This window comes from Achromobacter sp. NPDC058515 (assembly GCF_042721735.1).
In the GTDB taxonomy this organism is placed as follows: Bacteria; Pseudomonadota; Gammaproteobacteria; order Burkholderiales; family Burkholderiaceae_B; genus Achromobacter.
The window spans coordinates 206372-220773 of record NZ_JBHXNI010000006.1 but is presented as its reverse complement, the minus strand read 5'-3'; the positions used below and the strand labels follow the sequence as shown (position 1 = coordinate 220773).

Annotated in this window: 12 protein-coding genes; 11 read left to right on the top strand and 1 reads right to left on the bottom strand. The window is 64.7% G+C overall.

Translation table 11 applies throughout. From position 1 onward, the window contains the following. Positions 1-138: 138 nt before the first annotated feature. From ACFWP0_RS13350 to ACFWP0_RS13300, 11 genes are all read left to right on the top strand, one after another. Positions 139-1116, top strand: a complete 978-nt coding sequence (locus ACFWP0_RS13350; RefSeq protein WP_377842627.1) for a LysR family transcriptional regulator — start codon at positions 139-141, stop codon at positions 1114-1116. Then, positions 1113-2582, top strand: a complete 1470-nt coding sequence (locus ACFWP0_RS13345) for an NAD(P)-binding domain-containing protein (RefSeq protein WP_377842625.1) — start codon at positions 1113-1115, stop codon at positions 2580-2582. The genes ACFWP0_RS13350 and ACFWP0_RS13345 overlap by 4 nt, the downstream gene beginning before the upstream one ends. After that, positions 2579-3553, top strand: a complete 975-nt coding sequence (locus tag ACFWP0_RS13340) for an ABC transporter permease (protein WP_377842624.1) — start codon at positions 2579-2581, stop codon at positions 3551-3553. The genes ACFWP0_RS13345 and ACFWP0_RS13340 overlap by 4 nt, the downstream gene beginning before the upstream one ends. Next, positions 3550-4467 carry an ABC transporter permease gene (locus ACFWP0_RS13335; RefSeq protein ID WP_377842622.1) on the top strand — a complete coding sequence of 306 codons (918 nt, stop codon included), beginning with the start codon at positions 3550-3552 and terminating at the stop codon, positions 4465-4467. The genes ACFWP0_RS13340 and ACFWP0_RS13335 overlap by 4 nt, the downstream gene beginning before the upstream one ends. Further along, a complete protein-coding gene (locus ACFWP0_RS13330) occupies positions 4464-5474 on the top strand; it encodes an ABC transporter ATP-binding protein (protein ID WP_377842620.1) in 1011 nt (336 codons plus the stop codon). Before ACFWP0_RS13335 ends, ACFWP0_RS13330 begins: the two co-directional genes overlap by 4 nt. Beyond that, positions 5471-6484: an ABC transporter ATP-binding protein gene (locus tag ACFWP0_RS13325; RefSeq protein WP_377842618.1), complete on the top strand. Its 1014-nt coding sequence runs from the start codon at positions 5471-5473 to the stop codon at positions 6482-6484. Before ACFWP0_RS13330 ends, ACFWP0_RS13325 begins: the two co-directional genes overlap by 4 nt. Positions 6485-6559: 75 nt before the next feature. Continuing rightward, positions 6560-8143: an ABC transporter substrate-binding protein gene (locus ACFWP0_RS13320; protein ID WP_377842617.1), complete on the top strand. Its 1584-nt coding sequence runs from the start codon at positions 6560-6562 to the stop codon at positions 8141-8143. A 3-nt stretch (positions 8144-8146) separates the two neighbouring features. Next, a complete protein-coding gene (locus ACFWP0_RS13315) occupies positions 8147-9478 on the top strand; it encodes an acyl-CoA thioester hydrolase/BAAT C-terminal domain-containing protein (protein WP_377842615.1) in 1332 nt (443 codons plus the stop codon). A 24-nt stretch (positions 9479-9502) separates the two neighbouring features. Continuing rightward, positions 9503-10678 (top strand): CMD domain protein, encoded by a 1176-nt coding sequence (locus ACFWP0_RS13310; protein ID WP_377842614.1) that lies wholly within the window; start codon positions 9503-9505, stop codon positions 10676-10678. Between the two features lie 297 nt (positions 10679-10975). After that, positions 10976-11251, top strand: a complete 276-nt coding sequence (locus ACFWP0_RS13305) for a hypothetical protein (RefSeq protein WP_377842612.1) — start codon at positions 10976-10978, stop codon at positions 11249-11251. A 142-nt stretch (positions 11252-11393) separates the two neighbouring features. Further along, complete coding sequence (locus tag ACFWP0_RS13300; protein ID WP_377842611.1) at positions 11394-12230, top strand: class I SAM-dependent methyltransferase; 837 nt, start codon at positions 11394-11396, stop codon at positions 12228-12230. A gap of 872 nt (positions 12231-13102) precedes the next feature. Here ACFWP0_RS13300 and ACFWP0_RS13295 read toward each other — a convergent pair. Further along, positions 13103-14230, bottom strand: a complete 1128-nt coding sequence (locus tag ACFWP0_RS13295; RefSeq protein WP_377842609.1) for an HNH endonuclease — start codon at positions 14228-14230, stop codon at positions 13103-13105. Positions 14231-14402: the final 172 nt, after the last annotated feature.

Sequence of the window (14402 nt, the reverse complement as noted above, 5' to 3'; positions counted from 1 at the left end):
CACTAAGTCGTTGAAATAACTCACAGTAATTAAAAGGGCTGAGGAAATCCCAATTAGGGAATTTACTTATGCCTTTTAATTATTTGTAGAGCGCATACTTGCCGGGCAAGAATTCGTCCTGAGCATAAAGCAAGACAGATGGAACTTCGTCAACTCGAGGCCTTCGCGGCCGTCATGTCCACGGGCAGCGTCACCGCTGCCGGGCGTCTGCTCGGCCGTTCGCAGCCCGCGATCAGCCGCTTGCTGCAAGAGCTTGAAGCCGAGATCGGCTACGCGCTGTTTGCGCGCAGCGGCCCGCGCGTGACGCCCACCGAGCAGGGTTTCCTGCTGTATGACGACGTGGAGCGCGCCCTGTCCAGCCTGCGGCAGATCCGCAGCCGGGCCGAGGAAATCGCCCGCGGGCAGGCGCAGCCGCTGTTGCTGGCGGCCACCTCCGCGCTGGCGGCCGGGCTGGTGCCCGCGGCCCTCAAGCGCATCGAATCCCAGACGGGCGCCGCGCGCATTCAGCTGCGCAGCGCCTCTCCCGAACGCGTGGTGCACGCGGTTCTGACCGGCGCCGCCCAGTTGGGCGCCACCAGCCTGCCGCTGGAGCATCGCGGCCTGACCGTGCATTGGATCGGACAGGCCCCCTGTGTCGTGGCGCTGCCGGAAGACGACCCCGTGGCCAGGCATGCCGTGGTGCCGGTGTCGGAACTGGCCGGACGCCGCCTGATCACGATGGCCAACCCGTTCCGGCTGCGCCGTCGCCTGGACGCGGCGCTGGCCGATAACGTGCAGGCGCTGGGCACCATCGAAACCAATTCGTCCGTCAACGCCCTGGCCGCTGTCCGAGCGGGCCTGGGCGTGTCGGTGCTGGAACCGATCACCGCCTATGGCGCGCCAATGGCGGGCGTGGCGATCCGGCCCATCGACCTGGACATTCCCTTCTTTTTTGGGGTCATCACCCCGCAGTCGCAAACGCTGACGCCGGCCTGCCAGGCCATGGCGGACGCGCTGGCCGAGGCCGCCGCAGCACTGCTGCCGGGCTTCGTGCTGCACGACGCCTGCGAGCATTCGGCGCTGTTGCAGTCGATCTACGGCGATGACGCCCCTGTTATGGAAACCCCCGCAATATGAATCTGCCCATCGCCACCCCGCCGCAAGGCTTAGCCGCCCTGGAGGCGCGCCTGCGGCAAGACCTGTCATGGCTGGAGATTCCCGCCAAGAACTGGGTGACGCCCCGCCTCGTGGACGGCCAGCAAGTGCTGGACGTGGCCATCATCGGCGGCGGCATGGCCGGACTGGCGGCCGCGGCTTCGCTCAAGCACCTGGGCATAGATGCGCCGATCTTCGATCAGGCGCCCGAAGGCTATGAAGGCCCCTGGGCCACCACCGCGCGCATGGAAACGCTGCGTTCGCCCAAGCAGTTGACGGGCCCTGCCCTGGGCTTGCCGGCGCTGACGTTCCGCGCCTGGTTCGAGTCGCAATTCGGATCCGAGGCCTGGGATGCGCTGGACAAGATCCCCCGTCTTCAATGGATGGACTACCTGCGCTGGTACCGCCGCGTGCTGGGCCTGGACGTGCGCAACGAACACCGCATCCTGGCCGTGCAGCCGCGCGCCGACCAGCTGGTGCAGCTGGACATCGAATCCCCCGCCGGGCGCGGCACCGTGCTGGCGCGCCGCGTGGTGCTGGCCACCGGCCGCGACGGCCTGGGCGGCGCCTATGTGCCTGATTTTGCAAAGAAGCTGCCGCGCAACCGCTGGGCCCATTCGTCCGACGTGATGGACTACGCAACGCTTGCCGGCAAGCGAGTGGGCGTGGTCGGCGCGGGCGCTTCCGCCATGGACAGCGCCGGCACGGCGCTGGAAGCGGGTGCGGCCAGCGTGGACCTGCTGATCCGCCGCAACGACATCCCCCGCATCAACAAGGGCAAGGGCGCGGGCAATCCAGGCCTGACCCACGGCCACCTGACCCTGCCCGACGCATGGAAGTGGAAGATCCGCCACTACATCAACGCCGCGCAAGTGCCGCCCCCGCGCGGCAGCACCCTGCGCGTATCGCGCTTTCCGAACGCCCGCTTCAACCTGGGCTGTGGCGTGGAGGACCTGGCGCTGGTCGGCGACGAGATCCACGTCGCCACGCCCAAGGGCGTGTTCGTGCTGGACTTCCTGATCTTCTCGACAGGCTTTCGCATCGACTGGACCGTGCGTCCGGAATTCGCGCCGCTTGCGCCTCACGTGCGCGCCTGGGGCGACCGCTACACGCCGGCCGCCGGCGAGGAAGACCAGGAGCTGCATGATTCGCCCGACCTGGGCGCCGTGTTCGAGCTTCAGGAAAAAACGCCGGGCGCCTGCCCGGGCCTGGACCGCGTGCATTGCTTCTCGTACCCCGCCGCGCTGACGCAGGGCACGATCTCCGGCGACATCCCGGCCATCAGCGAAGGCGCCAAGCGCCTGGCGCAAGGCATCGCGGGCCTCTTCTACCGCGAAGACGTCGAAACGCACTACGCCAATATGGAAGCTTTCGCCGAACCCGAAGTGTTCGGCGACGAATGGACGCCGGCCCCCGCCCCGGCCCCGCAGGCGGAGACCGCGCAATGACCGCTTGGCTGCTACGCCGCGTGGCGCAGGCCGCCGTGGTCGTGTTCCTGATGACGCTGATCGTCTTCGTGGGGCTGCACGCCATCGGCAACCCCGTGGACATCCTGATCGGCCAGGACGTGGACCAGGTGGACCGCGCCCGCATCATCGCCGAACTCGGCCTGGACAAGCCCCTGTGGCAACAGTACCTGGGCTTTCTGAACGGGGCGCTGCACGGCAACCTGGGCAACAGCTTCGTCTACAACATCCCCGCCGTGGAACTGGTGATCCAGCGCCTGCCGGCCACGCTTGAACTGGCCATCTCCGCCCTGACTTTCGCCGTCATCATCGGCCTGCCGCTGGGCCTGATCGCCGGGCTGTATCCCGACAGCCGCTTCTCGAAGATGATCATGGCGGGCAGCATCGTCGGCTTCTCGCTGCCCACCTTCTGGGTGGCGCTGATGCTGATCATGACGTTCAGCGTGTCGCTGGGCTGGCTGCCGGCCAGCGGCCGCGGCCAGACGGTGGAGTTCCTGGGCTTCCAGTGGTCGTGGCTGACGGCCGACGGCTGGCTCCACCTGATCCTGCCGGCGCTGAACCTGTCGCTCTTCAAGATCTCGCTGGTGATCCGCCTGACCCGCGCCGGCGTGCGCGACGTGATGCCGCTGGACTTCGTGAAGTTCGCCCGCGCCAAAGGCCTGTCGCCGTTCCGCGTGGTCTGTGTGCATGTGCTGCGCAACACCATGATTCCGCTGGTGACGGTGCTGGGCCTGGAACTGGGCTCGACCATCGCGTTCGCCGTCATCACGGAGAGCATCTTTGCCTGGCCCGGCGCCGGCAAGCTGATCCTGGACAGCCTGAACGCGCTGGACCGCCCGGTGATCGTGGCCTACCTGATCGTGGTGGTGTGCCTGTTCGTGACGCTGAACCTGATCGTGGACATTCTGTACAAAGTGCTGGACCCCCGGGTACGGCTGGAGGCCTCGGCATGAGTTCCGTATCCAATCCCGCGCAGGCGCCCGCCCTGCGCCGCGAATCGCCCTGGCGCCGCAACCTGGCCGAGTTCCTGTCATCCAAGACCGCCGTGCTGGGCCTGGCCGTGGCCACGCTGCTGATCCTGGCCGCCGTGCTGGCGCCCTGGATCTCGCCGCAGAACCCGTATGACCTGCTGCAGATCGACGTGCTGGACTCGCGCCTGCCGCCAGGCAGCATGAACGGCCTGGACACCTTCCACTACTGGCTGGGCACCGACGGCCAGGGCCGCGACCTGCTGTCGGGCATCCTGTACGGCCTGCGCATCAGCCTGATGGTGGGCGTGGGCTCGGCGCTGATCGCCGGCGTCATCGGCACGCTGCTGGGCCTGCTGGCCGCCTACGCCGGCGGCAAGGTCGACGCCTTCATCATGCGCCTCGTGGACCTGATCCTGTCGTTCCCGTCCATCCTCGTCGCCATGATGATCCTGGCCTACCTGGGCAAGGGCGTGGGCAACGTGGTGCTGACGCTGGTGATCCTGGAATGGGCCTACTACGCCCGCACCGCGCGCGGCCAGGCCCTGGTCGAGCGCCGCCGCGAATACGTCGAAGCCGCCCGCTGCCTGGACATCCCCAACTGGCGGATCATGTTGAAGCACATCCTGCCCAACTGCCTGCCGCCGCTGATCGTGATCGGCACCCTGCAGATCGCGCGCGCCATCACGCTGGAAGCCACGCTGAGCTTCCTGGGCCTGGGCGTGCCGGTGACGGAACCGTCGCTGGGCCTGCTTATTTCCAATGGCTTCCAATACATGCTGTCCGGCGAATACTGGATCAGCTTCTACCCCGGCATCGCGCTCCTGATCACCATCGTGGCCATCAACATGGTGGGCGACCGCCTGCGCGACGTGCTGAACCCGAGGACCCACAAATGACCGCCCGCTCCGCCTCCGCTGGCGCGCCGGCCACGCTTGAAGTGCGCAACCTGCGCACCCACTTCCATACCCGCGCGGGCGTGCTGCCCGCGGTGGACGACGTTTCCTTCACCCTGGAACGCGGCAAGATCCTGGGCCTGGTCGGCGAGTCCGGCTCCGGCAAATCCGTCACGGGCTTCTCCATCATGGGCCTGGTGGACGCGCCGGGCCGCATCGTCGGCGGCGAGGTCCTGTTCCAGGGCCGCGACCTGACCAAGCTATCGCCGCGCGAACTGCGCCGCCTGCAGGGCAACCGCATCGCCATGATCTTCCAGGATCCGATGATGACGCTGAACCCCGTGCTGCGGGTGGATGTGCAGATGATCGAAACGGTGCGCGCCCACAACAAGATGAGCAAGGCCCAGGCCCGCGCGCTGGCCCGCGACACGCTGGGCATGATGGGCATACCCAGCCCCGAAGAGCGTCTCCTGGCCTACCCGCACCAATTGTCGGGCGGCATGCGCCAGCGCGTGGCCATCGCCATCGCCATGCTGCACCGCCCGGACCTGATCATTGCCGACGAGCCGACCACCGCGCTGGACGTCACCATCCAGGCGCAGATCCTGTCCGAAGTGCAGAAGCTGGCGCAGCAGCACGGCACCAGCCTCATCTGGATCACGCACGACCTGTCGGTCGTCGCCGGCCTGGCCGACGACGTGGCGGTGATGTATGCCGGCCGCATCGTCGAACACGGCAAGGTCGACGACGTGCTGGACCGCCCGCAGCACCCGTACACGGTGGGCCTGATCGACAGCCTGCCCAGCAACAACCAGCGCGGCCAGCGCCTGCGCCAGATCCCCGGCATGACGCCCAACCTGCTGCACCTGCCCGCCGGCTGTGCGTTCTCGGCGCGCTGCTCGCGCGCCACCGCCGCCTGCGGCCAGCAACCCGGCATCACCGAAGCCTTACCCGAACACAAAGTGCGCTGCTTCCATCCCACGACCCAGAACAGCGAGGTGACGGCATGAATGCTCCGGCCCCCACCCCGCTGATCGACCTGCGCCAGGTCAGCAAGCGCTTTGGCGAACGCAAGACCGGCGCAGCCGGCCGCGCCATGCAAAAGCTGGGCTTGTCCAAGCCGCCCGCCGTCACCCGCGCCGTGGACCACGTGGACCTGATCGTGAACCCCGGCGAAGTCGTGGGCCTGGTCGGCGAATCCGGCTGCGGCAAGTCCACGCTGGGCCGCATCGCGGCGGGCCTGCTGACGCCCTCGGGCGGCGAGGTCCGCATCAACGGCATGCGCCCCGCGGACATGAACGCGAAAGAAGCCCATGCCGCCCGCCTGAAGGTGCAGATGATCTTCCAGGATCCCTACGCCAGCCTCAACCCGCGCCTGCGCGTGGACGAGATCGTCGGCGAAGCGGCCCGCATCCACGGCCTGGTTGGCAATGGCGACTTCGACGATTACGTCAGCGCCCAGATGGAACGCGCCGGACTGGACCCGGCCCTGCGCCAGCGCTATCCGCACCAGTTCAGCGGCGGCCAGCGCCAGCGCATCGGCATCGCCCGCGCGCTGGCCGTGCAGCCGTCCATGCTCGTCTGCGACGAAGCCGTGGCCGCGCTGGACGTATCCATCCAGGCGCAGATCCTGAACCTGTTCATGGACCTGCGGCAAGACCTGGGACTGACGTATCTCTTCATCAGCCATGACCTGGGCGTGGTCGAACACCTGTCCGACCGCGTCGTCATCATGTACCTGGGCCGCGTCGTGGAAACGGCCACCGTGGAAGAAGTCTTCCTGCGCCCCAACCACCCGTACACGCAAGCCTTGCTGGCCGAGATCCCCACCCTGAAGTCGCGCCACAAGATCTTCACCGCGATCAAGGGCGAGATCCCCAGCCCGCTCAACCCGCCCGGCGGCTGCCACTTCCACCCGCGATGTCCGCATGCGATGCCGCGCTGCAAAACCGAGGTTCCCACGTTGAAGGGAATCGCCATCAACCACTTGAGCGCCTGTCACCTGAACGACATGGCCTGACGATCACCGGCCGCGGCGCCCTTGCCGCGGCGCTGGACCCAAGCTCGTTCCCCCCTCTACCCAAGGACCCCGGACATGAAACGCCTGATTCTCTCCACCCTGACCGCCGCCATCCTCGGCGCGTCCGCCGCCGCCGCCGCCGACAACCTGTCGATTGGCTTCGCCGACCCGCTGTCCTCGCTGGACCCGCAGCTGAACAACCACGCCGGCGACCGCTCGGTGGCCCTGCACTTCTGGGACCTGCTGATCGAGAACAAGTGGAACAAGCTGCAGCCGGGCCTGGCCGTCAGCTGGAAGCCGCTGGACGACACCACCTGGGAATTCAAGCTGCGTGAAGGCGTCAAGTGGCAGGACGGCACGCCGTTCACCGCCGACGACCTGATCTACTCCTACACCCGCGCGCGCGGCGTGCCCGGCAGCGTCGCGACCTACGCCGGCTATCTGCGCACCATCGACACGATGACCGCCAAGGACCCGCTGACCCTCATCGTCAAGACCAAGGCCCCCAACCCCGACCTGCCGCTGAACCTGGCGTCCGTGCACGTCGTCAGCAAGCACGTCGGCGAAAAGTCCACCACCGAAGACTACAACTCGGGCAAGGCCATGATCGGCACCGGCCCCTACAAGTTCGTGTCCTACACCCCCGGCGACCGCGTCCTCATGGAACGCAACGACGCCTACTGGGGCGACAAGCAGATCTGGGACAAGGTCAACTACCGCTACATCAACAACGCCGCCGCCCGCACCGCCGCGCTCCTGGCCGGCGACGTGGACGTGATCGACAAGGTTTCGGTGTCGGACCTGGCCAAGCTGCAAAAGGCCCCCAACGTCTCGGTCTATCCGTACGACGGCCTGCGCGTCATGATCCTGCAGCCCAGCTTCAACCCCGCGCCCAACCAGTACATCACCGACAACAACGGCAAGCCGCTGGACAAGAATCCGCTGCTGGACGTGCGCGTGCGCCAGGCGCTGAACCTGGCCATCAACCGCAAGGCCATCGCCGACCGCATCCTGCAAGGCGCCGCCACCGAAGCCAACCAATGGATGCCCAAGGGCACCATCGGCTACAACCCCGACGTCAAGGACATCCCCAACGACGTCGCGCAAGCCAAGAAGCTGCTGGCCGAAGCGGGCTTTCCCGACGGCTTCAAGCTGACCATGCACGTCCCCAATGACCGCTACCCGCAAGGCCCGGAAACGGCCCAGGCGGTCGCGCAGTTCTGGACCCGCGTCGGCGTGAAGACCCAGGTGGAAGTCGTGCCGTGGGCCGTGTACTCGGGCCGCGCCAACAAGAACGAATTCGCCGTCAGCATGCTGGCATGGGGCAACGGCACCGGCGAAGGCAGCTACGCGCTGGTCAACATCCTGGCCACCGCCGACGCCAAGAAGGGCCTGGGCGCCTCCAACTGGGGCCGCTACACCAACCCCAAGGTCGACGCCGCCCTGGAACAATCCACGTCCGAATTCGACGTGGCCAAGCGTGAAGCCATCCTGCGCGACTCCGTCAAGATCGTGTCCGACGACGTCGGCATCATCCCGCTCTTCCACTACAAGAACATCTGGGCCACCAAGAAGGGCCTGAAGGTCACCCCGATGACCAGCGACCGCACGGCCGCCATGATGGTCACCAAGGAAGCGGCCGCCGCTGCGGGTAAGTAAGCCATGGTGCCGACCCTAACCATCACCCCCTCGGACGCCCTGATCGACGTGCCGCGCCAGATCCGGGTCGAGCACGTCGCGCCGGGCCAGACGGTGGAAATCACCGCCCTGACCCGCCGCAACGGCGTGCTCTGGCAAGCACAAGCCGCCTACACGGCGGGCGAAGACGGCGTGGTCGACCTGACCCGCGACGCGCCCGTCTCCGGCGACTACACCGGCGTGGCCCCCATGGGCCTCGTCTGGTCGCAGTCCCCCGTGGACTCGCCCAGCCGCGAACACTTCAACCACCCGGTGACCGAGGCCCTCGTCACCGACGTGGTCGCCCGCGTGGCGGGCGCGCAAGCACAAGCCAGCTTCACGCAGCGCCTGGCAGCCGACGGCGTCACCCGCCTGGACGTGCGCGAAGAAGGTTTGGTCGGCACCCTGTATCTGCCGGCCGGCAGCAAACCGGGCTCGCACCCCGCCGTCATGATCCTGAACGGCTCGGGCGGCGGCATCAACGAGCCGCGCGCCGCGCTCTACGCATCGCGCGGCTACGCCGCCTTCGCGCTGGCCTACTTCAAGGCCCCAGGCCTGTCCGACTACATCTCCAACACCCCCCTGGAGTACTTCCAGACCGGCCTGCGCTGGCTGCGCAAGAAGGTAAGCCCCAAGGACGACTTCGTTGCCATCAGCGGGCAGTCCCGCGGCGGCGAGCTGGTGCTGCTGCTGGGCGCCACCTTCCCCAAGGAAGTTTCGGCCGTCGTCGCCTACGTGCCCGGCGCCGTCGTCCACAGCGGCCAGAACGCCTGCGACCCCAAGATCGGCCGCGAAGGCCCGACGTGGCTCTTGGGCGGCAAGCCCATCCCCCACGTCTGGGAAAACAACCGCACCGCTACCTGGGCCCCGTTCGATGACGGCCCCTCGCCCCATCGCCACGAAAAGGCCATCCTGACCGCCCTGCAAGATCCCGACGCCGTGGCCCGCGCTCGCATTCGCGTGGAAGACATCGAAGGCCCGGTCATGCTGCTGTCCGGGACGGACGACGGCTCCTGGCCGTCCAGCCTGTACTCGAAGATGGTGCAGGACAAGCTGACGGAAGTGCGGCACCCGTATCCGGTCGAATGGCTGGACTACGAAAACGGCGGCCACTCCATCCTGTTCCCCTACGTGCCCACCACCCAGCTCGTCTACGCCCACCCCGTGTCCGGCAAGATCAGCACGAGTGGCGGGAACCCCAAGGACAACGCGCGCGCCGACCAGGAATCGTGGGAAGGCGTGAAGACGTTCCTGGAAGCGGCGGTGAAGGCCGCTGCCGGTTCCAGCGCCTCGGCCACACCCCGCCACGCCGGCTAAACGACATCCAAGGAGACTTCCTCAATGGCACAACAACCCATCGTCTACGACGCCGCGAATGACCTCGTGGACCGCCTCGTTGGCCTGACCGCCGACAGCAACACGTTCGCCGTCCGTCACCAACGCGAAAAAGTCGCCGCCGCCACCCAAGGCAGCTACGACGCCCTGTTCGACCCCGCCCTGCCCGGCCTGTCGCTGGCCGAACGCCTGCTGGTCGCCCTGTACGCCACCCGCATCAGCCCGTCGCCGCTGCTGGCGTCGCACTACCGCGCTCGTTTGGCGGAAACCGACGCAGCTCCCTCCGACATCGCCGCCGCCGAATCCGGCAAGCCGTCCGACGCCTCCACCCCGCGCCTGGCTGCGGTGCTGGAATTCACGCGCAAGCTGATCGAAAACCCCGTCGAAGGCGACGAAGCGGCACTGAAGACGCTGCCCGCCGCAGGCGTCTCCACGCCCGCGGTGGTCACCCTGTCGCAACTGATCGCCTTCCTGTCGTACCAGACCCGTCTGGTCGCCGGCCTAGTCGCGATGAAAGACCTGGAAGGCGAAGCCCCGCGCGCTTTGGCAGTCCCGCCCGCACCCTTCGAGCCCAACACCGCCGCCACCGAACCCGGCGCGGTCATCAAAGCCCACGGCTTCACCAACGAAGTGCTGGAGTGGAAGGCATGGCTCGACGTCGTCAACGTCGACACCGCCACCCCGGAGCAAGTCGCCGTCCTGGAAGAAAGCCACCCCAAGGCCAAGGTCTCGGACTACTACCTGTTCCTGGTCCACCAACCGGAAATCCTGCGCCAGCGCTCCACCGCCTTCAACGCCATCATGTACGCCCCGGGCGGCCTGTCGCGCGCCGAACGCGAACTGGGTTCGACGGTGGTTTCCCGCGTAAACGGCTGCGTGTACTGCGCATCGGTCCACGCGCAGCGCTTCGAACAACTCGCCAAGCGCAACGAAGTGATCGCGCAGGTCTTCGAAGACCCCTACACCGCCGGCACCACGGCGCGTGAACTGGCGATTGGGCAATTCTCGATCCAGATCACCGAAGCCCAGGCCGACGTCAACGCCAACAGCATCCAGGCATTGAAGGACGCGGGCTTGAGCGAAGGCGAAGTGCTGGACCTGCTGCACTCGGACGCGATCTTCGCCTGGGCGAACCGCCTGATGCTGAACCTGGGCGAACCGGTTTTTGCCACCGTAGGCTAAGACCCGCTTTTTCGCCGCCCAGCGGCCGCGTCAGCGTTTTCCACTGACCCGGTGTCAGACACCGTGCGTGTCTGACACCGCCCGTGAGCGGCCGTGCCCCAAGGTGCCCCAGGTGTCTGACACCCGTACGAGACGGCGGTGGCACTGCAAGAATGCTCCCGGGTGTCTGACACCGCACGCCTCGCCGTACACTGGTTCCGGCGGCAGCCCTCGCCGCCAGTCACCCTGCCGCCCGCCGTGCCTCCCCCTTCGGCCCGCCACGGCAGCCCCCACGCGAACAAGACACGGAGCCCAGCCATGGACCATGACCTTGACGCCATGACGCGCGAGCAGCTCATCAGCGAAGTCAGAAAACTGCGCGCCGGCGTGCGCGCCCACCGCGACGCCACCGGCCACGACCTCTGTTGGCACCACCCCCAGCTATGGGACCTGCTGCCCGAGCAAGCAGGCAAACCACCCATCGTGCCCGCCTGGCCCCAGTTCATGCGGGGCTGCATCGCCTACCGCGCATCGCTCGACGCGCAATGCCCAGGCGCCACGCGCAGCGAACAGGAATACGGCGGCAAGCCCTAGCCTTCCGTTTACGGTGCAGCGGGGTCCGCACGTTGCGGGTCTGACACTCCTGCTGGGACTGCCCCCCCCCGGGGAAGCGTTAAACTGCCACTTTCCGCCTTCCCCTGCGCCCCGCCCCTAGCGGGGCGCATTGCCTTACCCCATGTCCGAAAAAACCCACGACATCCGCCCCGGCCAATCGATCGAACTGCTCAAGGCCCTGCACATCCTGACCCGCGACGGCAAGATGAACCAGGACAGCCGCCGCAAATTGAAGCAGGTCTACCACCTGTTCCAGTTCATCGAACCGCTATTGAAAGACGTCAAAGACGAGCGCGGCGCAGTCACGCTGGTGGACCACGGCGCGGGCAAGTCGTATCTGGGCTTCATCCTGTATGACCTGTTCTTCAAAGACTTGAAGGACGCGTCGCATATCTATGGGATCGAGACCCGGGAGGAACTGGTCAAGACGTCCGAAGAACTGGCTTCGAGATTGGGCTTTGCCGGAATGTCGTTCCTAAACCTGTCCGTGGCGGATTCAATTACGTCCGACAAGTTGCCCGCCACCGTCGACGTGGTCACCGCCCTGCACGCCTGCAATACCGCTACCGACGACGCGATTCACTTTGCGCTGGAGAAGAAGGCCAAGCACATCGTGGTCGTGCCTTGCTGCCAGGCTGAGGTGGCTTCGGTGTTGAGGAAGAATAAGGGGAAGGCCTTGGCCGACCCGCTGGCGGAGATCTGGCGGCATCCGCTGCATACGCGGGAGTTTGGGAGCCAGATTACGAATGTGCTGCGGTGCTTGCAGCTGGAAGCGCATGGGTATCAGGTTAGTGTGACGGAGCTGGTGGGGTGGGAGCATTCTATGAAGAATGAGCTGATCATCGCGCAGTACAAGAATCTGCCGACCCGGAAGCCTGCGGAGAGGTTGACGGAGATGTTGGAGAGGATTGGGTTGCAGGAGTTGAAGGATCGGTTTTTTGTGCCGGTTTCGGCGTAAAGCGATAAAGGGTTCTTCGGAGCCCTTTTGCTTTTTGAGCTGTTGCCCCGGCCGAGACAAAACTGCCACTTTGCGGCATTGATGCATTGAGCGAGATCCGCCGTATACTCGCCCTGCGGTCACACCAATGACCGCCCGGTTTGACAGCCGGTTCTAACAGGAAGCGGACAGCCGCTGCAATAGCGGCATTTTTACGTCCGTAGGCCGACGCACGTCCATGCTATGGGCGGGCCTTGGCCGGGGCACGCTCGCGTGCGCCGGTTGCTCCTGTTACCGGTCTGTCAACCCGGCCTTGTGCCCGCCCACCCCGATTGACAGCGGGGAGCGGGTCTGACTGAACAGGAGGCTGAGATGGAAGACAACCCTTTGACGTATGACCGATGGGCCACGCCGGATGATCCGGAGTTTGGCGTTGTGCGGTTTGATGATTTGAGGAAGATGGAACGCGCTTGCCAGGGGATCTGGGCGATTGCACGGATTGTCGGGAATAGTGTGAACGAGCCAGGGGCCTCCGGTGCGCGACCGCTCGATGCTTGGGTAATGTCGAACTTGATGGGTGGCGTCGAGAGTCTTTGCGATCACCTAGCGGGACTCGTAACCGTTGTGCCCGATGAACCATTGTCGAGCCGTACAGAGACAATAAAAACGATAACGCCAGTCCATTAAAGCCCATCCGACTGAGCCGACAGATAACCAATGTCGGCTCCACCTGCCTTCGTATAACTATTCAGATGGATGTAGCACAGAGATTCAAACCGGATAGTCGCGTCGGGTATCGAGATATGCAAGCTTCCTTTTCGATGCGACGGTTAGCCTCATCGGCCAGGACGCTCATGCCCAACCCCGCTAAGTGGCGAGAAAAATTTCCTCGCTTAGTCGCACCAGCTACGATGATTCCAGTGCCAATCCAAGGCATCCAGGCTGACTCGTTGCGAATTCTGTTTTGGGAGCCGGAGCGGGGAGCCGTCCAACCTTCCGTACTCGGTGTTCTCCAGTTCCGGTGAAACCCGCACGACCATCCTCTCAGATTGGATGGCGATCACCCCTAGATCGAACAAAGTATGGATGTCTGCCCGCAGCAACAGCCCATTGGATACAACGTTAGTGTGGTCGCCTTTATAAGGAAGGACATGGGCAGCCTCAAGTACTGCAGGCACGCTACACCCGGTAATGGCACAGGCGTTGCCGTAGGCGTCTAGCAGAGCTTTGCGGAAAGCAGGCTGTCCTCTACGACGAACAATGTCAGCACTTACGCGCCTTCTCGCATCGGCCACGTCGGTAGGGTCAAAGGTCGCTGTTTGTTCAGCATTCCTCTCCGCGACTGCTAATGCGCTCTCCATAGGACTCGAAATCCGTCGAATTGAGACCCCATGTCGACTCCCCGATAGAGCGTCTGAATAGATTTCCCAGACACCATGCTTGGACGGATCGTAAATATCGAAGAGTCCCTCGCCAACCTTGAAGAGCATGTCGTAGCGGTTACCTTCATCAGTTCTTCGAGGCTTACGATTCTGCGAGTAACCAGTGCGGGCAGGAGAATTGACGGCCATCATGTATAGGTCTGTCAAATTCTTTTTGTTATACCCCGGGTCTCGAGCGCGGATCCAATCCTCGACCTGCTTTCGACTAGCATTTCCCCCAAGTTGCGTTACGGCAGCAAGCGCCTTCTCCCATTCAAGTCTGCCTTCCAGGTCATCAATCGCAGTAGCATTCATAAATTCAGCATCTTGAACGTATTCAATGAGCTTGGCCTTCATGTCGGTGCCGACATTCTTGGCTGGCTTCAGTCCGGGAATCCACGGCAAATTCAGCTCGTCGAGAACTGCTGAGATATTTTGCATTCGATACTCGAACGCTTTCGCGGTACGACCGAACCTGGCCGCCAGTTCTTGATATACCTGCTTTTTTGTGAAGCCAATTCCGTCCTCCTGCTGCTTCGCCATCCACCGATAAGCTTCAACAGAAGCGAGAAGCTCTTCATTGCCCCAAAATTTCCCCATATCTTCCTACGCCTGCCTGGCAAAAATCCGGCTCAACCATATCAAAATAAATCTAGTTTTTCGCCGGCGACACTTCCACAGTCGAACATCTGCTCCTGTGAAAATTAATTAACTGCGCCGTGCGGCCAAATCAAACCAAGGAACCTAATACAAAAAGTGCTGAAGGCATGTA